Source organism: Pseudoduganella namucuonensis (assembly GCF_900116645.1).
In the GTDB taxonomy this organism is placed as follows: domain Bacteria; phylum Pseudomonadota; class Gammaproteobacteria; order Burkholderiales; family Burkholderiaceae_D; genus Rugamonas; species Rugamonas namucuonensis.
Genome location: NZ_FPBO01000033.1, coordinates 75,717 through 95,061, shown reverse-complemented (window position 1 = coordinate 95,061; position 19,345 = coordinate 75,717). Strand labels below are relative to the sequence as shown.

Here is a 19,345-nt window from a genome sequence, read left to right as displayed (position 1 = left end):
GCATGCGCCCGATTTCGACCACGCAGTTACGACACGGGGGTTTTTCATGGGTGTGCTTTCCGGTTTCCGGGTCATCGAGATCGCCGGCATAGGGCCGGCGCCGTTCTGCGGCATGCTGCTGGCGGACATGGGCGCGGACGTGGTGCTGATCGAGCGTCCCGCCGCTGCGGCCGGCGACCCGCTCGACCTGGGCGACGCCAACGTGGTGCACCGCGGCAAGCGTTCGCTGGCGCTGGACTTGAAGGACCCCGCTGCGGTGGAGGCCGCGCTGAGGCTGATCGAGGGCGCCGACGCGCTGATCGAGGGCATGCGCCCCGGCGTCATGGAACGCCTGGGCTTGGGGCCGGAGGCTTGCCAGGCGCGCAACCCCGGCCTGGTGTACGGCCGCATGACGGGCTGGGGCCAGGACGGTCCGCTGGCCCAGGCGGCCGGCCACGACATCAACTACATCGGCCTGTCCGGCGCGCTATGGTACGCCGGACAGCCCGGCAGCGCGCCCACCGCGCCGCCCACCCTGGTGGGCGACATCGGCGGCGGCGCGCTCTACCTCGCCCTGGGCGTGCTGGCCGGCATGCTGGCGGTGCGCGCCGGCGGCCGCGGCCAGGTGGTGGACGCCGCCATCGTCGACGGCAGCGCCAACATGATGAATCTGCTGCTGTCGCTGCACGCGGCCGGCCGCATGCCGCTCGAGCGCGGCCAGGGCTTGCTGGACGGGCCGTACTGGTACGGCAGCTACGCCTGCGCCGACGGCAAGCACGTCACCGTGGGCGCGCTGGAGCCGAAATTCCACCGCCTGCTGATGGACAAGCTGGGACTGGCGGACGATCCCGACTTCCAGCGCCCGTACGACGCGCGCGCCTGGGAGGGCCTGCGGCCGCGGCTGGCGGCGGTGTTCGCCAGCCGGCCGCGCCGGCACTGGGTCGACTTGCTGGAAGGGACGGACGCCTGCTTCGCCCCGCTGCTCGATCCGCGCGAGGCCATGGCCCACCCGCACATGGCGGCACGCGGCGTGTATGAGGAGCGCGACGGCCTGCTGCAGGCAGCCCCGGCGCCGCGTTTCTCGGACGGCCCGGTCCAGCCGGGACCGGTGCCCCGGCGCGGCCAGCACAGCGAGGCCATCCTGGCCACGCTGGGACTGGACGCGGGGCAGCTGGCGCGCCTGCTGCCGGACGCCGAATGAGGTGAATTGCAATAGCGCCACGGCCTGTCGCCCAAGGTGCGCATCCTGGGGCAGTCCATGGTGACCGACTTCCCCGGCAGTTCGCCGTCGGTGAACTTCATGAAGGCTCCGCCGGGCAACGACCTGAAGGAGTACAACGGCGCTTGGCATGTGCGGATCAACGACCAGTGGCGTCTGTCCTTCAAATGGGGCGAGAACGGCCCCTATGATGATATTGTTGTCCACACGCCGATCAGGAAGGCATTCCAGATGCACACGGATACACCCGCCATTCCGTCCTCGACCGGACCCTGGCTGCACCAGCTCACGCTGGACGACCTGGCCACGCACGGCTGGTCGCGGCAGAACCATTTCCTGCCACGGGAATTGACCCTGGCGCTGGCGGCGGAATGCCGCGTGCTGGCGGCTGGCGGCGCGCTCGGCTTCGCCGCCGTGGGCCGGGGAACCGGCCAGACGCTGCGCCCGGAGATCCGCGGCGACCGCACACTGTGGCTTGAGGCGGGCCAGTCCGACGCCTGCGACCTTTACCGGCGCATCATGGAAACGCTGCGCCTGGCGCTGAACCGGGCCTTCTTCCTGGGCCTGGACGACTACGAGAGCCATTTCGCCCTGTACGCGCCGGGCGCGTCCTACAGCCGCCACCTGGACCGCTTCCGCGACGACGACCTGCGCATTGTCTCCGCCGTGATCTACCTGAACCCGGACTGGCTGCCGGGGCAGGGCGGCGCGCTGCGCCTGCATCCGCCGGGCGAACCGGCGCGCGACGTCGTGCCGCTCGGCAGCCGGCTGGTGCTGTTCATGTCGGCCGAGATGCCGCACGAGGTGCTGCCGGCGACCCGCGAGCGCCTGTCCCTGGCCGGCTGGTTCCGCCGCCGGGCGCCGTAGCGGCACGGGATGGCGGCGGCCCGCGCCGCTCGATGTCACTTGTTCCGTGCTTTCGGAGCGCCGTTTTTCCCGCGGCGCGCCTGCTCGATACGGCGCACCGCCTGGTCCGTGTCATGGGGCGGCTTGAGGAACTGGCGCAGGCCGTCGAAGGCCGGCCCCACCAGTTCCGCCTTGGCGTCGCGGTCGAAGAAGTAGGTGAGCCCGGCCGCGCCGTCCAGGATGGCGGCGGCGGTGTCGCCCAGCGGCACGGTGGAGGGGGCGGCGTCCGCCTGCGCCGACAGGGTCTGGTCGGCGTCGGCGATCTGGCGCAGGGCGCCGCTCTCCGCCAGGAAGGCGAGGAAGCGGTCGCGGGCCTGTGGATTGGCGCCACGCGCCGGTAGGACCAGCACGTCCAGCGGCGCCTCCTCGTAGGCCGGCATGTCCGGCGCGTACGACGGAAAGGCGAAGAAGCCCATGTCGGCGGCCACCGCGTCCGGGAACTTGGCGGCGATGAAGCTCCCGGTCAGCGCCATGCCCACGTGGTTGCGGTACAGGTAGGGCAGCACGCGGTCGTGTTCCTGGTCCATCGTCGTTTCCAGGAAATAGCCCTTGCGCAGCAAGTCGCCCCAGACGTCGAACACCTGGCGCACGCGCGCGTCCGTGAAGCGCGCCTCGCCGCGCAGCAGCTTGCGGTGGAAGTCGATGCCGTTGATGCGCAGGTTGAGATAGTCGAACCAGCCGGCGGCGGGCCAGCCGCTCTTCGCGCCCAGCGCCAGCGGCGTCACGCCGGCCGATTTGAGCCGCTCGCACGCCTGCTGGAACTCGGCCCAGGTGGCCGGCGGCCGCAAGCCGAGACGCTCGAACAGGGACTTGCGGTAGATGAAGCCCCAGACGTAGTAGTACAGCGGAAAGCCGTACACCTCGCCCTCGATGCGCGTGCCCTCGATGGTGGCGGGGGCGAACCTCTTTTTCTTCAGCAGCGCCACCATCTCGGCGTCGAGCGGGGCGAGCAGCTTGTTCGCGGCGGCGTCCCGCAGGCGCTCGCCCGCGTACCAGAAGGCCAGGTCGACCGGTGCGCAGGCGGGTGAGGAATTCCCGTTTGTATTGCTCCTGCGGGTAGCCGCGGTGCTCGATCCGGATGTCCGGATTGGCGGCGAAGAATTGGTCGATGATGCCGATCCACGCGCTGCGCTGCGGGCTGTTGGAGACCACGTAGTCGATCACCAGCCGTTCGGCGGCGGCGCACAGGGCGGGCAGGCCGAGCGCGGCGCACAGCAGGCCTCCCGCCAGCCAGCGTTGGATGCGCTGGCCAAGGCGGGAAGGGGGCGTCGTTGGGCGTGTCGGCATGGGCGAAGTGTGTCCGCGTTGGCAGGGCGTGTCAACTTCAGCCTCGCCGCGGTCCCGCCATGGTCGCTCGACCCTGGCGTACGAGGCGGCCGCGCGCACGACGGGGCGTGTAAGATAGCCATTCCCTCAAAATGGACAGGCCTGTGAAACGATCGCCCCTTCTGTCGATGCTCTCCCTCGTCCTGTTCGCCGGCGCCTGCCATGCCGAAGGCGAGGGGCTTTGCAAACCCCTGTGCGAGGCCGACAAGCGCGAGTGCCGCGCCGCCGCCGCGTCGCTGAGCCGGGACGACGTGGCGCCGTTGCTGGCGATGGAGGATAGGAATCCGCACGCGAAGGTGTCGCGGCGAATGGCGGGTAGCCCGCCTGAAGCGCAGACCACGCGGGCCAGCGAGTCCAAGCGGGTGCAAATGCAGCGCACCTGCAACGACAATCACCTGCGCTGCGTACGCGCGTGCGGCAATTCCCCCGTGGACAAGCCCACGCAGGAAGGCAAGGACGCGCCGCGGCGCAACTGACATCGCGCGAGGCGCCCGGCTAACCGCGCGAGGTCGCCACTATGGTCAACGGCGTGTCACAAATGTCTGCTAGTCTTTGCCACCTTTAAACATGAAAGTCGTGGCGCGCGATGGTCCCGAGGGAAATTTTTCACATGCCGAGCATCCTTGAGCAAGGTCTCGCCATCCATGCCGCGAAGGGCGCGGCCAACGCTTGGGTCTTCCTGATCCATCACGGTTTCTCCGAGTCTGCCGTCGCGCGGGTTTTGGCGGAGGCTGGCCAGTGCGCGGCGCGCGACCGCCGGTCGGTGGCGGGTGCCTTGGGCGAATCGAAGCGACCTCCACTGGCACGCTGACGCAGGCGGCCGCGCTTCCTTTCTCCGAGCCCCTGGCGGCCTTGAAACTGACCGCCGCTTGCGCCGCGCTTGGCGAATTTGTCCCGTTTGTCCCCGAGCGCCGCGCCAGGCCCCGAGCCGAAAAAAACGCTAGCCTGACCATGGAACCGCACCCGAATCGCCGCTGAGACGGCGATTTTTCATTTGAGCACCGCTGTGGTGGCAAGGGAGGCCTTCTTCCAAACGCTCAAGGACCAAGACCGACTCTTTTGTTTGTGGGCGATATTGCCCGCAGTGATTTGAGGCATTCGCGGAATGCTATTTATTTATATTGTCCGCATTTCTATACTTGCCGCACCATTAAAACAGAGAACAACGGAGACAACGCAATGAACAAGACAGTATTCGCCCGCGCCCGCGCCTGCGCCATCGCCTGCCTCGGCGGCATCGCCGCATCGTCCGCCATGGCCCAGAGCAGTGTCGCCGTCTACGGCGTGCTGGACAGCGGCGTGGTGTACACCACCAACAGCAACGCGGCCGGCGACGCCGTCGTCAAGGTGCCCAGCCTGACGGGCAGCGTGCCATCCCGCCTCGGCTTCCGCGGCACCGAGGACCTGGGCGGCGGGCTGCAGGCCGTGTTCGTGCTCGAGAACGGCATCGGCGTGGACACGGGAACGGCGGGCCAGGGCGGCCGCCTGTTCGGCCGCCAGGCCTATGTCGGCCTGAAGGGCGCCTACGGCACGCTGATGCTGGGCCGCCAGATCAACATGACCTTCCTGGCGTCCGTCAAGTCGGACGTGCTGGGTCCCAACCTGTTCAGCATGTCCAGCATCGACCCCTACATCCCGAACGCGCGCAGCGACAACGCCATCGGCTACCTGGGCGCGTTCTCGGACTTCACGGTGGGCGCCACCTACAGCTTCGGCCGCGACGCCTCCGCCGCCGGCGGCCCGGCCGCCACCGGCTGTCCCGGCGAGGCGGCCGGCAACGCCAAGGCCTGCCGCCAGGTGACCGGCCTGCTGGGCTATGACAACAAGCGCTACGGCCTCACCGCCACCTACGACATCATGTACGGCAACACCGGCGCGGCCGCCGGCCTGAGCACCAGCGACAGCAGCGACCGCCGCGCCACGCTGAACGGCTACGCCATGGCCGGCGAACTGCGACTCGGCGCCGGCCTCATGGCGCGCAAGAAGGTGGCCGCCACGCGCGCCAACGACCTCGAGTCCGACCTGTACTACCTGGGCGCGAGCTACCCGCTGATGCCCGCGCTGACGCTGGACGGGCAGGTGGCCCGCCACGACGTCAAAGCCAGCGCCAACGATTCCACGCTGGCCGTGCTGCGCCTGACCTACTCGCTGTCCAAACGCACCGCCGTGTACAGCTCGATCGGCCGCATGAGGAACGGCGGCCTGGCCGCCATTTCGCTGGACGCGGGCGGCACGGTGGGTGCCGGCTTGAACCAGTCCGGCCTGTCGGCCGGCGTGCGCCACGCGTTCTGAGCGGGGTGTACGGCAAGCAGATTGGTTGAGCGGTTACGCAACACCTTCCCGTAGCCCAATTTCCATAAGTGTTAGTATGGGAAAACTGGCCGCCCCGCTGGGGCGGATTGGAGGCTTCGATGGGCGTGAAGGTTTTGCTGGACCTGGTCGGGGGCGTCGCACTGTTGTTGTGGGGCCTGCATATGGTGCACAGCGGTATCGTGCGCGCCTTCGGAAGCAAGATCCGGCGGTTCCTGGGCATGATACTGCAGAGCCGATACCGCGCCTTCGCCACCGGCGTCGGCGTCACCGCCGTCCTGCAAAGCAGCACCGCCACCGCGCTGATGTTGAGTTCCTTCGCGGCCTCGGGCCTGGTGGGCCTGGTCCCGGCGCTGGCCGTCATGCTGGGGGCCAACGTCGGCACCACGCTGATCGTGCAACTGCTGTCGTTCGATTCCTCCGCCATCGCCCCGCTGCTGCTCATCTCGGGCGTGGCCGCCTTCAAGCGGGGCACCCGCACCATCGTCAAGGACTTGGGACGGGTCGCCATCGGGCTGGGCCTGATGCTGCTGTCGCTGCACCTGCTGCTGGACAGCCTGGCACCGGCCGAGAACGCGCCGGCCGTGCGCGAGCTGTTCTCCGTCGTCACCGGCGAGCCGCTGCTGGCGCTGCTGATCGGCGCGGCGCTGACCTGGGCCGCGCATTCCAGCGTGGCCACCATCCTGTTGACGATGTCGCTGGCCTCGGCCAACTTCGTGTCGCCGGTCGCGGCGCTGGCCCTGGTGCTGGGCGCCAACCTCGGCAGCGCCCTCAATCCGCTGGTGGAGGGCGTGGCCAGCGCCAATCCGGCCCACCGGCGCCTGCCGGTCGGCAACCTGATCAACCGCGTCGTCGGCTGCGTGCTGTTCCTGCCGCTGCTGGCGCCCACCGCCCAGATGCTGCAGGGCCTCGACCCCAATCCGGTGCGCCTGGCCGCCCACTTCCACGTGCTGTTCAACGTCGTCATGGCGCTGCTGTTCATCCTGCCGCTGGCGTCGTTCGCGCGGATGCTCGAGCTGCTGCTGCCCGACGTGAAGACCGCCAGCGATCCCTCGGTGCCGCTGTACCTGCACGAGGGCGTCAACGACACGCCGTCGGTGGCGCTGGCCTGCGCCGCGCGCGAAACGCTGCGCATGGGCGACATCGTCGATTCCATGCTGCAGCAGGCCATGACGGCCATCCTCACCAACGACCGCAAGCTGGCCAACGAGGTCAGCCAGAAGGACGACGCGGTCGACCGCCTGCACGAGGCGGTGAAGCTGTACGTGATCAACGTCACGCACGGCTCGCTGGACGAGGCGGAGGCGCGCCGCGCGCTGGAGGTGCTGAGCCTGGCGATCAACCTCGAGCACATCGGCGACATCATCGACAAGAACCTGATGGAGCTGGCCGGCAAGAAGATCAAGCGCCAGCTGCAGTTTTCCGAGGAGGGCGCGCGGGAGCTGCGGGAATTCCACCGCGTGGTGCACGACAACCTGAGGCTGTCGATGACCGTGTTCCTGTCCGGCGACCTGAAATCGGCGCGCCGGCTGCTGCAGGAGAAGGGGCGGATCAGGGAGATGGAGTTCGCCGCGTCCGAGAACCACATCGCGCGGCTGAAGGAGGGGCGCGTCGAGAGCATCGAAACCAGCTCGCTGCACATCGACATCCTGCGCGACCTGAAGCGCATCCATTCGCACATCTGCTCCACCGGCTACGCGGCGCTGGAGGCCGCCGGGGAGATCGACAGGACGCGGCGCCATCCGCCGCCCAGGCTGGCCGGGGAGCCGGAGCCTTTCCCCCTGCGCGACCGCGATCCCCTGCTGAAGGGGGAAACGGGGTCGTGAAGGGAGGGATTGGTCAGCGGATGCCGCCGACCAGGGGAATCACGCCGAACAGCACCGCGGCCACCAGCAGCACCAGCGCCGCCGAGATCGACCACAGCAGCGTGTAGCGCTGGTGATCGCCGAACTCGACCTCGGACATGCCGACCAGCAGATAGGTGGACGCGACCAGCGGGCTGAGCAGGTGGACCGGCTGGCCGATGATGGCGGCGCGGCCGATCTCGGCGGCGCTGATGCCGTAGACGCCGGCCGCCTTGGCCAGGATGGGCACCACGCCGAAATAGAAGGCGTCGTTGGAAATGAAGAAGGTGAACGGGATGCTGAGGAAGCCGGTGACGATGGCCAGGTGCGGCCCCATCCAGTCCGGAATCGCCGCGATGACGCTGGTGGCGATGGCGTCCACCATCTTCGTGCCCTGCAGGATGCCGACGAACACGCCGGCGGCGAAGATCAGCGACACCACCGGCAGCACGTTCGCGGCGTGGGCGGTGAGGCGCTCCTTCTGGTCTTCCAGCTTGGGATAGTTGATCATGATGGCGATCGCGAAGGCCACCATGAACAGCACCGGCAGCGGCAGCGCTCCCATGATCAGCAGCACCATCAGCACCGAGGTGAGCAGCAGGTTGACCCAGATCAGCCTGGGACGCGCGGTGCCGGGATCGGCCGGCTTGAAGTCCACCGACGAGTTGGCGTCGCCGTCCGCGGAGGGGACGGGGAAGGCGCCGCCGGCCGTGCCGGGCTGCGCCGCGCCGCCGTCGGCGCGCATGGCCATGGCCGGCGCCATTTGCGGCGACTCCGGCAGCGGCGAGCGGGCGCCGCCGGCGTAGTCCGGCTGCAGGCCGGGGAAACGCTTCTCCGGCGCCGCGTGGACGGCCTGCGCCGGGCGCAGCTCGATCAGGCCCAGGCGCTGGCGTTCCTTGCGGCCCAGCATGAAGGCGACGAACAGCACCCAGCACACGCCGGCGATCATGGCCGGAATCATCGGCACGAAGATGTCGCTCACGTCCACGCCCAGCGCGCTGGCGGCGCGCGCCGTGGGGCCGCCCCAGGGCAGGATGTTGAACACGCCGCCGGCCAGCATGATCACGCACGCCAGCACCAGCCGGCTGATGCCGAGCCGCTTGTACAGCGGCAGCATGGCCGACACGGTGATCATGTAGGTGGTGGCGCCGTCGCCGTCCAGCGAGACGATCATCGCCAGCACCGCCGTGCCGACCACGATGCGCATCGGGTCGCCGTGCACCAGTTTCAGGATCAGGCGGATGACGGGATCGAACAGGCCGGCGTCGATCATGACGCCGAAATACAGGATGGCGAACATCAGCATGACGCCGGTGGGGGCGAGCTGTTTGATGCCCGCCAGCATCATCGGACCCAGCTCGGGGCCGAAGCCGCCGATCAGGCCGAACACGATGGGAACGACGATCAGGGCCACCAGCGCCGGCAGGCGCTTGGTCATGATCAAGAACATAAACACAACGACCATTGAATACGCCAGGGCGGTCAACATTGCTATCTCCTGTTATGGGCGCTGCCGGCAGCAGCTTATGGGCGGTACGGGGCCGGTTTGAAATAATGAAGTACTCAAACCGATGGCTACGCACTATGCCTCATGAAGCTTTCAATTCTCTTTCGCCGCCGGCGCCCCGGCAGGGTCAATCCGCCGTGATGTGCGCGGTTTTGACGAAGCGCCCCCAGTTGTACAACTCGTTGCGGGTGAACTCGCCCAATTGCTGCGGGTTCATATACGCGGCGAGGGCGCCTTGCTCGGCCGCCTTGCGTTTGAACTCCTCCGTCTTCATGATCCTGGCGATTTCGGCGCTCAGCTTGTCGATCACGGGCTTGGGCGTCGCCGCCGGCGCGTAGATGGCGAACCAGGACGACGCGTCCAGCTTGTCGAAGCCGGCGATTTCGGAGGTGGCGCGCACGTCGGGCAGGATGGGCAGGCGCACCTTGCCGGTCACCGCCAGCACGCGCATCTTGCCGGATTTGATATGGCCGAGCAGTGGCGGCGCGGTCGTGAATGTCATATCGACGTTGCCGCCAAGTAGGTCGGTGATGGCCGGCCCCGTGCCCTTGTACGGCACGTGGGTCATGTTGATGGCGCCGAGCTGCTTGATCATTTCGCCGGTGACGTGCTGCAGCGAGCCGTTGCCCGAGGACGCGTAGGTCAGCTTGCCCGGGTTGGCCTTGGCGTAGGCGAACAGTTCGCTGAAGGTCTGCACCGGCAGGTCCGGGCGGACCACGATCACTTGCGGCGCCATGATCAGATTCGCCACCGGGGCGAAGTCTTTTATGGGGTCGAAGCCCGTCTTCACCAGATGCGGCGTGATCACGTGATACCCGGAGTATTGCACCAGCAGCGTGTAGCCGTCCGGATTGGCCCGCTTGACGACGTTGGCCGCGATGGCGCCCGAGGCGCCCGGCCGGTTTTCCACGATGACGGGCTTGCCCAGCGCCTTGGACAGCGGTTCGGCGATCATGCGCGCCGCCAGGTCGGTGGTGCCGCCCGGCGCGGCGGAGGCGATCAGGGTGATGGTCTGGGTCGGGAACCCGTTTTCCGGCGGCTGCGCGGCGGCAGTCGTCGCGACGCCGTGCAGCGCGTACAGCGCCAACAACGCGCCGGTCCAGACCTTGCTCTTGAGGGATTGATGCGGTTTCATGGCTGTCTCCTATGTTTTTATCCGTGACTGCATACTGACGGCCCGGTCCCTGAAAGAAAAGAATAAAGGGAAGAACCCAGCTTTCTCGTTTCGCGAAAGCCGGGCCGGAATCAAACGGCGTGCGCGCCGCACAGGTGGTCGAGGAGCGGCCGGACGTGGCGCGGCACCGCGTTCGGGTCGCGCAGTCCGATCAGCAGCTCCCGATGGGCCCACGCGTCCGGCAGGGCGATCTGGCGCAAGTGCAGCGACCGCACCAGCGCGTGCACGGCCAGCGAGGGGAGGACGGCGATGCCCATGCCGGCCGCCACCATCTGGCACATGGCGTCGAAGCTGCGAACCCGGATGCGCAGCTTCAGCGGGCGCCCCAGGGCCTCGGCCTCCACTTGCAGGCGCTCCGCCAGGGACGTGCCCTTGGAAAGGCTGACAAACTCGTATTCCAGCGCCTCCTCGAAGCGCACCGAGCGCCGCGCCGCGAGCGGATGGTCGCGGGGCGCCACGAGCACCAGGCGGTCCTCGCGGTACTTGGTCTGGAACAGGCCCATGGCCGGCGTGCGGTCGGCGAAAATACCCAGGTCGGCCCGGCCATTGAACAGGGCCAGCACGATTTCGCTGCTATTTTGTTCCTCGAGTTCGATGCGTATGCCGGGATTCGCGTTGGCGAAGGCGGCGATGTCGGCCGGCAGGAACTGGGTGATGGCGGAGGTGTTGGCCCACAGGCGCACGATGCCGACCATGCCGGACGCGTAATCCGACAGCTCCGCGGTCAACTGGTCGACGTCGCTCAATATGCGTTGCGCGTGGCGGTACAGGGCTTGTCCCGCCACGGTGGGCGTCACCCCGCGGGAATGGCGTTCCAGCAGGCTGGAACCCACCGTCGCCTCCAGGTCGGAAATGCGCTTGCTGGCCGCGCCGACGGCCAGGTTGGCCAGCGCCGCCCCCTTGCTGATGCTGCCGGAACGCACGATCAGATTGAATAGCGACAAAGACACCAGGTCGAGGCGGTGAAGATTCATAGTGTGGCCGTCGGCGGCGGCGGGGTGGATGGCATATGCCATTCTACCCACTCCCGGCGCGGGTGCGCCGCGCATGGGATTTCCACGTGGATGTTGTTATCGATAACGCAGTTGGTTATACTTGACCCTCCAACACGTCATTTTCAGGATACATCATGCCCCGTCTTTCCCGGTTCTGGATCGCCTTGTCCAGCGCGCTGTTCATGGCTTCCCCGCTCGCCGCCGAGCATAAATGGCTGGACGACGCCTGGGTGACGGCCTCGTCGCAAGGCAAGGGCGACGGCCTGCGCCTGGCGGTCAGCGGCGACGGGAAGAACTGGCGTGACCTGAACCGTGTCCTCATCAAGCCATCGGGCGGCGGCTCGATGCGGGACCCGCACCTTCTGCGCGGGCCGGACGGCGTCTTCCGCCTGGTCTGGAGCACCGGTGTGAAGGGCAAGGGCATCGCCTACGCGTCCTCGACGGACCTGGTGAACTGGTCGGAGCAGCGCTATTTGCCGGTGGCCGGCGGCGCGGCGGCCGTGGCGCCGGAAACCGTGTACGACGAAAGCGCCGGCCAGTACCTCGTCTCCTGGTCCGCCGACGGCAAGCGGCCCGCCTACCAGGTCGCCACCAGGGACTTTCAAACCTTCGGCAAGCCGCGCGCGGTGAGCACCGCTGCGCGGGAGACGAAGCGGGGGGCGCCGTTGTGGGTGCCGCCATGGCTGGTCCAGGAACTGGAGGCGTCGCAGGCCGCCGCGGTTGCCGCCAAGCCGCTGCAGGCGCCGCCGCCGGCGCTGGAGGGGTTCACCGCCGATCCGTCGATCCGCGTGTTCGGCGACACCTACTACCTGTATCCGACCTCGGACAAGCCGAACTGGCAGACCACCGACTTCTCGGTCTGGTCGTCGAAGAACCTGGTGGAGTGGAAAAAGGAGCGCATGGCGCTGGACGTGGTGCGCGACCTCAAGTGGGGCAACATCGAAGCCTGGGCGCCCGACGCCATCGAGCGCAACGGCAAGTACTACTTCTATTTCTGCGCCAAGGGCGAGATCGGCGTCGCCACCGCCGCCAGTCCGATCGGCCCCTTCGTCGACGCGCTGGGCGGGCCGCTGCTGCGCAAGGGCACCGGGATCGACTCCAACACCATCGACCCCTATCCCTTCATCGACGACGACGGCCAGGCCTATCTGTATTACGGCAACGGCCGTCTCGGCAACGTCTACAAGCTGAAACCGGACATGGTGACGGTGGACGGGCCGGTGGCCGGCATCGAGCTCAAGGACTTCCGCGAGGGCATCGTCGTGTTCAAGCGGGGCGGGAAGTATTACTTCATGTGGTCCATCGACGACGCGCGCAGCCCGAACTACCGGGTCGGCTGGGGCGTGGCCGATTCGCCGATGGGACCGGTGAAGTCGCCCGAGAACAATTTCATCGTGCTGCAGCGGAACGGCGCGGCGGTCGGCACCGCCCACCACAGCGTGGTCAACGTGCCGGGCACCGACCGCTGGTACGTGGCCTACCACCGCCACGCCCTGCCGCAAGGCGGCGGCTACCAGCGCCAGACGGTGCTGGCGCGGATGGAGTTCGACGGCGCCGGCAACATCCAGCCGATGGACCCGCTCGCCGTGCCGTTCAAGCCGGGCGACGTGGGCGAACCCATCGTCAACGGCAAGGGGCTGCCAGGCCGCTAGCCCGGCCGCTAGACGCCCTGGGTCAAGACGCCACGATCAGCACCCAGTCCGGCTGGACCAGCTGGATCGACACGCTGAGGGAATTGGCGCTTGTGGTGCAGGCCATCCCGGATGGTCCTGATCGTGATCGTCGCCCTGCCATCGATCAAGAGCAAGCGCGAGGAGGCGTTCCAGGAGGAGTAAAGCTGGGAATCGGCCGACGCCTTGCTGGCTTGCATTCAATGCACTAAAGTGAAGGCATTGAATGCATCTGGAGAGGTCACGCCATGGCGATGTTGACTATTCGCAATCTACCCGACGAGGTGCACCGCGCCTTGCGGGTGCGCGCCGCACAGCATGGACGCAGCACCGAAGCCGAGGTCCGCGAGATTCTGGCGCTCGCGGTCAAGCCGGAGGCCCGCGTTCGCATGGGCGACGCGCTCGCCGCGCTGGGCCGCCAGGTCGGTTTGACGAACGCCGATTTCGAAGGCCTCGAGCAAACGGGCGACAAGACGCCGGCCGAGCCGTTGAGGTTGGAATGATCGTCCTCGACACCAATGTCGTGTCCGAGGCGATGAAGCCCGAGCCGTACCCGGCCGTGCGGGCCTGGCTGAACAAGCAGGCCGCCGAAACCCTGTATCTGTCCAGCGTGACCTTGGCCGAACTGCTGTTCGGCATCGGCGCACTCCCCGCCGGAAAACGCAAGGACATGCTGGCACAGTCCGTTGAAGGTTTGATCGGCCTGTTCGCGGACCGGGTACTGCCTTTTGACACGGATGCGGCGCGCCGCTATGCCAAGCTGGCGGTGACGGCGAGGAACGCCGGGCGTGGATTCCCCACGCCAGACGGCTACATTGCGGCGATCGCATCGTCGCGTGGGTTCGTGGTGGCATCGCGCGATACGGCCCCGTATGACGCGGTTGGGGCCGCCGTGATCAATCCGTGGCAGGCGTGACCGTCACGCCTTGCGCGGGGCGGACCGGGACTTGGACCGGCGCGACGACAGCATGCCCAGCAGGCCCGCCACCATCAGCGCCGCCGTGCCGGGCACGGGCACCGCGTTCGCGTCGACGATGCTGAAGGACAGCAGCGGCGAGTCGTCCAGCTGCGACGGGTTGTAGTACGCGAAGTCGCCGCTCCAGTCGAACAGGCCGTTGCCGGCCGCGGTGTCCAGCGTCAGCGTGGCGCCCAGGTCAACCAGGTTCAGGTAGAAGCCGGCGTCGTGGCCGCCGGGGTCGGCCGGATTGGTGTTGTTGACGAAGACCCACGATTCCGGCTGCGCGTTCTCCAGGTTCCACACCTTGTTGATCACGGTGGCCTGCGCCAGGTCCACCAGCGTGCCGGTGATTTCGGTGATGCGGTAGGGCGAGGCGCTGTCGTAATGGAACTGGCCGCTGAACTGGCCGTCGCGCCAGCTGGCGTTGAGTTGATACCAGCCCACGGGCGCGGCCATGGCCGATTGCGAGAACAGGCCCAGCAGCACCACGCACAGCATGTAAAACTTTTTCATTGATTCACCTATTGTTCAGAATTGGGTTCGGGAGGGCGGCGGCGTTCAAGGCACGATCAGTTCATCGATGTTGCCCAGGCCCTGGCCCGTGGATTCGAAGCGCAGCGTGTTGTTGGCGCCGGCCGCCAGGTTGACCGTGGCGGTGGCCGTGCTCCAGTTGGTCCAGCCGCCGGTGATCTTGAACGTCACCGCCTGCGCCACGCCGTTCACCCTCAGCACGCCGGTGCGCGGCGTGGGGTTGCCGTTGGCGTAGCGGATGGTGATGGTCTTGGCGCCGCCGGCGCCGCCGTTGATCCTGCCGAATTCGGCGCTGCCGCCGCTGGCCGGGAAGGTCAGGAAGCCCGTGCTCCGGTAGCCGGCGCGGTCGGTCTTGGCGGCCGTGCCGCCGCCCACGATGGCCGTCTCGGCCTGCACCGTGCCGGTGCCGTCGTACGGGATGTGCACCGGGTCCTGCGGGAAGGACGTGGCGCCGTGGCCCAGGTAGAAGCTGGGGTGGGGCGGCTGGTTGTAGCCGGCGTTCTGGCCCGCCACCTGGGTGCGGTACTGCGGGTTGTGCATCAGCGTGTTGATGCGGGTGGCGGTGGGGATGGTGGTGCTGTAGACCTGCAGCTCGGTGTTGCCGCTGTTGCGCCAGACCACCTCCTCGCGCCAGTCGCCGAACAGGTCGGCCGACAGCACCGGCGTGGCCTTGGTGCCGTTGTTGGAGGCGGCGCCGTTGAGCGCCGCGTCGACGATGCGGCTGCCGGTGCGGGTCACCGGGTCGAACTTGTCGATCGAGGTGCCGCCCATCGGTTCACGCAGCAGGTCGCCGTCCCACCAGGCCGCGAAGTTCATGTAGGCGGTGGGCGCGGTGGCGTTGATCAGCGCGCCCGTGGCGCTGCGGAAGCCGCCGCGGCTGGCCCAGCATTCCTCGCCGGCGTGGTTCGGGTCGATGTCGAAGCACACGCCGCGTCCCACGTCCGCGTTCGAGCCGCTCGCGCCCCACAGCAGCGCGCCGGTGGCCGCGTCGTGCATGCCGGAGCCGGTGGCGCCGTAGACGCTGGGGGTCTCGTGCACCATGTAGATCTGCTGGCCGGACCGGCTCGGGTCGAATTTGCCGAAGTGCAGGGCGTCGCCGTGGCCCAGGCCGGTGCTGTACTTGAACTGGCCGTAGCTGTCGATGGTGGCCGCGCCGTAGACGATGTCGTCCTTGCCGTCGCCGTCCACGTCGCCGGTGGCGAACCAGTGCGCGCCTTGTCCGCGCGCCGCCGCGCCGGACACGTTGGTGTCGAACACCCAGCGGCTGGTCAGCGCGCCGTCGCGCCAGTCCCAGGCCGCGACCACGGCGCGCGTGTAGTAGCCGCGCGAGAAGATCGCGCTGGGGCGGTTGCCGTCCAGATTGGCCACGCCGCCGAGGAAGCGGTCCACCCGGTTGCCGTAGCTGTCGCCCCAGGACGAGACGGTGCCGCGGGCGGGCAGGTAGTCGACGGTCTTCATGGCGGCGCCGGTCAGGCCGTTGAACACGGTGAGGAATTCGGGGCCGGTCAGGATGTAGCCGGCGCTGTTGCGGTGGTCCGCGCTGGCCGAGCCGATCACCACGCCCTGGCCGTCGACGGTGCCGTCGGCGGTCTTGGCCATCACCTCGGCCTGGCCGTCGCCGTCGAAGTCGTAGGCCAGGAAGGTGGTGTAGTGGGCGCCGGCGCGGATGTTTTTCCCCAGGTCGATGCGCCACATGCGGGTGCCGTCGAGCTTGTAGGCGTCCAGGTAGGTGTTGCCGGTGTAGCCGGACAGCGAGTTGTCCTGGGCGTTGGTGGGCTGCCATTTGACGACGATCTCGTAGCTGCCGTCGCCGTCCAGGTCGGCCGGGGCGCCGTCGTTGATCTCGTAGGTGTAGGCCTGGCCGGTGGGCGTGGTGCCGGCGGGCGGGGCCTGCACCGGAATCGCCTTGTAGGGCTGGGCCCAGGTGGCGCCGGCCTCGGCGCCCTGCTGCTCCACGCCGCCGACCACGGCGCGCACCGCGTAGCTGCCGGCCGCGGTGCCGGAGGCGTCGGTGTAGTTGAGCGCGTCCAGTGGCGCGCCGTTCAGCTTGACGCCGCCCCGGTACACGTTGAAGGTGGTGCCTGCCGCGTCGGTGGCGAGCTGCCTCCAGCTGATGAACACGCCGGCCGGGGACTGGATGGCGACCGCGCCGCGATTCAGGTTTTCGATCTGCTTGCCGGGGATGGTGATCACGGCGTTCGCGTCGCCGCCCATGGCGAGCAAGGCGAGTAGAACAGACGAGGCCGAGGCTTTTCTAAGGATCATGACGTCTCCGATGTATAAGTTATTGTGTGCGCCGCCGTACCGCGCGGACACCGTCACGGTACCGGAACGCATTAATAAAATGTCCATGGAGGGAGGGCGGCGGGCGCATTGCTCAACATGTCGAGCAATGCCGTTGTATCCGCGCAAAAGGAGTGCTTCGCTCGCCTAGCCGAGGCGGGAGAGCTGCCGCAGCGCCTCCTCCTCGCCGTCGCGCAGTGTGAGCGGGATGCGGAAGCCGAAGCCGCTCCGGCCGCTGTTGTATTCGAAGGCGGCGTCGTGCTCGCCCTCCAGCAGGAAGCTCCAGCTGCGGTTGCGGAACGCGATGTGGATCTCGGTGGCGCCGCCCCGGCTGGCGCAGCGCAGGTGCCGCGCCGAGTGCCGCCTGGTCTCCGAGCGCGTCCAGATGAGCACATAGCGCACCACCTCGACCACGGGATAGTTGGCGAACACCGACGCCATCCGCACGGACTTGCAATACGGCGTTGTCAGCCAATGCAGGCAGGGCAGGGCGTCGTTGATCACGCCCAAGGGCTGGTCGCACAGGCGGCAATGTTGCGCCCTGCACGCCGCCGGGGACTGCGCGTGCAGCGATGCCCCGGTTCGGGACAGGCATAGCCAGTCGGTCAATTCATTGGAAAAGTTCATTGTCCCCTCGCCGCGGCGCAGGCCGCATCGGCTCGCGGCCGGCGCCGGGGCTTCGGCCCCCGCCGGTCAGGCGTACGGGGACCGGCGTTCCAACCGGGCCGGCCTTGCTTGTTTTACCTTGCAGGGGCCCATGGTATAGCGGACGGGGGCTGTTCAGCGCTCAACTTGTTGAGCGCTACTATGGCATCAGCCAGTTGGCGAATCGGGAAACCGCGTCGGCCAAGGCCGCGCATGGCGGGCAGGCGCGGCGCAAGCGCCACCGGCCGCGACCTGGAAGGTCGCTGGCGCGATCCCGCGCGAATCTTCTCGCGGTGGCGTCGGCATGGTAGGGTTGTCGCGGGTTGCACACGGGCGGTTGCAGCTGGTTTGCCGGCATATCGGGGGGCGGATCGATCCACCGCACTTGCCCATCCAGATCGCCACGATGGGGGCCGTCCGACAGCACGCGGACGACGAGGGCGGCGGCGAAGTTTTTCAGTTTGAAATAGGCGTCCGCGTCGTCCGGGCCGTACAGCTTGGCGATGGCCAGCGCCCGGTCGAACAACTGGGCCGTCTCGAAGTCGCGGCGGCGTCCGCGGAACTGATCCTTGGCGAACACCACCCTCGCGACCACCGCGAGGGGAACGCCGGCGCAAGCCATGATGCGTAGCGCGTTGGTGTGGCTGTCCAGAGTGAGGCTGGCGATGGCCTGGTCGATCGCCAGTGCCATCGCCTCATTCTTTCGCATGTCTATGAAGAAACGCATGAGTCCTCCGCAACTGCGGGCGTGTTTGCTGGACTACGCTTGCACACTCGGTTTGATTCGCCTGTTCAAACCGGCATGTCCGTGGCGCCGGTCTTGATGGTCATGAATATCGTTCGTGCGATGTGACCGATGCATGCAGTCGGAATTGCTAAAACCACCATAGTATGCCGCACTGCAGCAATTTTGAGCAATTAAAAAATTTCTATATCACTTATTCACCAAGTGGATGACTGGCTAGGCCGGCCGCCGCAGGGCCGGGTCGCCGTGCAAGGCGAAGGGCATGGCCCGGGCCCAGCGGTTGGCGGACAGTGAAAACGTCAGCGCGCGCACCTGGTGCCACCAGCCGGCGGGCACGTACAGCAGGTCGCCGGGATGGACCACGCATTCGATCATCGTCGCCTGGCGGGCGAGGGGGAACTTGTCGAAGTCGGGCGCCTCGGGATCGAACGGGGAGCCGAACAGGATGGCGTTGGCCTCGCTGGTGTACAGGAATTCCTCGTGGTGGGGCGGCGACAGGAAGATGCGCTTCGTGCCCCAGACCTGCGCGAAGATGTTGTCGTCGTAGTCGCAATGCAGCGGCGTCACCGTTCCGGCGGGGCCCAGCCAGAAGCGGGGCGGGCCCATTTTGCCCAGGTAGGCGGGCCAGTGGCACAGGCTGTTCAACTCGCGCAGTTCCAGATTGCCCAGGTAGGGCGGCAGGTCGTGCGTGCCGGCGGACACCAGCTCCAGATACTCGAGCATGGTCATGTCCCGCATGGCGCGGTCGGGCGCGAACGCGGTGTTGATGTAGTCGCCCACCCGCGCGCGCACCGGCAGGTGGCTGTAGCGCTCGCGCAACGTTTGCGGCGTGAGCGCGGACAGCGGCCAGCGCTTGACCAGGCCGGGAATCAGGAAGGGCAGGCCGGCCGCCGCGCGCTCGCGGAAAGCGGCCGCGTCGAGCTTGCCCACGCGGGGCACCTCGGAAATCGCGGGCAGGGCGCATCCGGCGCGCTTGATCGCCTCGCGCATCGCCTGGATGGACGTGACGCCGCGCACCTGCGCGTCCCGCTGCTCCCGCGCCAGCTTCTTCGCGGCGGCCTCCTCGGGCGACGCGGGCCGCGACGCCGACAATGGCGGCGGCGAACGTGGCGGGCGCGGTGAAGAGGGCGACGGCGAACCGTGCGCCTGCCGCGCTTCCCGGTCGCGGTCCACCGGATTCTTCTCTCTAGACATATACCCTCGCATGCTTTCGTGCAGGGGGCATAGCATAACGCAAGCTCCCTCTTCTTGAC

At 67.8% G+C, this 19,345-nt stretch carries 18 protein-coding genes; 9 read left to right on the top strand and 9 right to left on the bottom strand.

Annotated features, from left to right (window positions below; all coding sequences use genetic code 11):
* Window positions 1-46: 46 nt before the first annotated feature.
* Together BM436_RS27355 and BM436_RS27350 are read left to right on the top strand one after the other, a co-directional pair.
* Window positions 47-1,180: a CaiB/BaiF CoA transferase family protein gene (locus BM436_RS27355; RefSeq protein ID WP_093558715.1), complete on the top strand. Its 1,134-nt coding sequence runs from the start codon at window positions 47-49 to the stop codon at window positions 1,178-1,180.
* Between the two features lie 57 nt (window positions 1,181-1,237).
* Complete coding sequence (locus BM436_RS27350) at window positions 1,238-2,065, top strand: 2OG-Fe(II) oxygenase (protein ID WP_229490783.1); 828 nt, start codon at window positions 1,238-1,240, stop codon at window positions 2,063-2,065.
* Window positions 2,066-2,100: 35 nt separating this feature from the next.
* Here the strand turns inward: BM436_RS27350 and BM436_RS27345 are convergent, their stop codons facing one another.
* Window positions 2,101-3,192 carry an ABC transporter substrate-binding protein gene (locus BM436_RS27345; RefSeq protein WP_218164936.1) on the bottom strand — a complete coding sequence of 364 codons (1,092 nt, stop codon included), beginning with the start codon at window positions 3,190-3,192 and terminating at the stop codon, window positions 2,101-2,103.
* A gap of 366 nt (window positions 3,193-3,558) precedes the next feature.
* On the opposite strand from BM436_RS27345, the gene BM436_RS27340 reads away from it, so the two are divergent.
* The 4 genes from BM436_RS27340 (at window position 3,559) to BM436_RS27325 (ending at window position 7,566) form a co-directional block, all read left to right on the top strand.
* On the top strand, window positions 3,559-3,906 hold the full coding sequence (locus BM436_RS27340; RefSeq protein WP_093558711.1) for a hypothetical protein: 348 nt from the start codon (window positions 3,559-3,561) through the stop codon (window positions 3,904-3,906).
* A gap of 134 nt (window positions 3,907-4,040) precedes the next feature.
* The gene (locus BM436_RS27335) at window positions 4,041-4,241 is read left to right on the top strand and encodes a hypothetical protein (RefSeq protein WP_143133323.1); all 201 of its coding nucleotides are present in this window, start codon (window positions 4,041-4,043) and stop codon (window positions 4,239-4,241) included.
* Between the two features lie 368 nt (window positions 4,242-4,609).
* Complete coding sequence (locus BM436_RS27330) at window positions 4,610-5,722, top strand: porin (protein WP_093558707.1); 1,113 nt, start codon at window positions 4,610-4,612, stop codon at window positions 5,720-5,722.
* A 119-nt stretch (window positions 5,723-5,841) separates the two neighbouring features.
* Complete coding sequence (locus BM436_RS27325) at window positions 5,842-7,566, top strand: Na/Pi cotransporter family protein (RefSeq protein WP_093558706.1); 1,725 nt, start codon at window positions 5,842-5,844, stop codon at window positions 7,564-7,566.
* A gap of 13 nt (window positions 7,567-7,579) precedes the next feature.
* Here BM436_RS27325 and BM436_RS27320 read toward each other — a convergent pair whose 3' ends face one another.
* The 3 genes from BM436_RS27320 to BM436_RS27310 all read right to left on the bottom strand — a co-directional run bounded on the left by BM436_RS27320 (window position 7,580) and on the right by BM436_RS27310 (window position 11,239).
* Entirely contained in the window at window positions 7,580-9,073 is a 1,494-nt protein-coding gene (locus BM436_RS27320; RefSeq protein WP_093558704.1) for a CitMHS family transporter, read from the bottom strand.
* Between the two features lie 145 nt (window positions 9,074-9,218).
* A complete protein-coding gene (locus BM436_RS27315; RefSeq protein ID WP_093558702.1) occupies window positions 9,219-10,226 on the bottom strand; it encodes a Bug family tripartite tricarboxylate transporter substrate binding protein in 1,008 nt (335 codons plus the stop codon).
* A 110-nt stretch (window positions 10,227-10,336) separates the two neighbouring features.
* Window positions 10,337-11,239: a LysR substrate-binding domain-containing protein gene (locus BM436_RS27310; protein WP_093558745.1), complete on the bottom strand. Its 903-nt coding sequence runs from the start codon at window positions 11,237-11,239 to the stop codon at window positions 10,337-10,339.
* A 155-nt stretch (window positions 11,240-11,394) separates the two neighbouring features.
* Between BM436_RS27310 and BM436_RS27305 the strand changes: the two genes are divergently transcribed.
* From BM436_RS27305 to BM436_RS27295, 3 genes are all read left to right on the top strand, one after another.
* Window positions 11,395-12,912 (top strand): family 43 glycosylhydrolase, encoded by a 1,518-nt coding sequence (locus BM436_RS27305; protein ID WP_093558700.1) that lies wholly within the window; start codon window positions 11,395-11,397, stop codon window positions 12,910-12,912.
* Between the two features lie 266 nt (window positions 12,913-13,178).
* Entirely contained in the window at window positions 13,179-13,433 is a 255-nt protein-coding gene (locus BM436_RS27300; RefSeq protein ID WP_093558698.1) for a FitA-like ribbon-helix-helix domain-containing protein, read from the top strand.
* Window positions 13,430-13,846 (top strand): type II toxin-antitoxin system VapC family toxin, encoded by a 417-nt coding sequence (locus BM436_RS27295; RefSeq protein ID WP_093558697.1) that lies wholly within the window; start codon window positions 13,430-13,432, stop codon window positions 13,844-13,846. The genes BM436_RS27300 and BM436_RS27295 overlap by 4 nt, the downstream gene beginning before the upstream one ends.
* Window positions 13,847-13,849: 3 nt before the next feature.
* On the opposite strand, the gene BM436_RS27290 is transcribed toward BM436_RS27295, so the two are convergent.
* The 5 genes from BM436_RS27290 to BM436_RS27270 form a co-directional block, all read right to left on the bottom strand.
* Window positions 13,850-14,401 carry a PEP-CTERM sorting domain-containing protein gene (locus BM436_RS27290; RefSeq protein WP_093558695.1) on the bottom strand — a complete coding sequence of 184 codons (552 nt, stop codon included), beginning with the start codon at window positions 14,399-14,401 and terminating at the stop codon, window positions 13,850-13,852.
* Between the two features lie 45 nt (window positions 14,402-14,446).
* Window positions 14,447-16,684, bottom strand: coding sequence for a rhamnogalacturonan lyase family protein (locus tag BM436_RS27285; protein WP_177307540.1), 2,238 nt, complete (start codon window positions 16,682-16,684; stop codon window positions 14,447-14,449).
* A 165-nt stretch (window positions 16,685-16,849) separates the two neighbouring features.
* The gene (locus BM436_RS27280; RefSeq protein WP_143133322.1) at window positions 16,850-17,329 is read right to left on the bottom strand and encodes a hypothetical protein; all 480 of its coding nucleotides are present in this window, start codon (window positions 17,327-17,329) and stop codon (window positions 16,850-16,852) included.
* 178 nt (window positions 17,330-17,507) lie between these two features.
* On the bottom strand, window positions 17,508-18,074 hold the full coding sequence (locus BM436_RS27275; RefSeq protein ID WP_093558691.1) for a hypothetical protein: 567 nt from the start codon (window positions 18,072-18,074) through the stop codon (window positions 17,508-17,510).
* Between the two features lie 234 nt (window positions 18,075-18,308).
* Window positions 18,309-19,286 carry a cupin-like domain-containing protein gene (locus BM436_RS27270; RefSeq protein WP_093558689.1) on the bottom strand — a complete coding sequence of 326 codons (978 nt, stop codon included), beginning with the start codon at window positions 19,284-19,286 and terminating at the stop codon, window positions 18,309-18,311.
* Window positions 19,287-19,345: the final 59 nt, after the last annotated feature.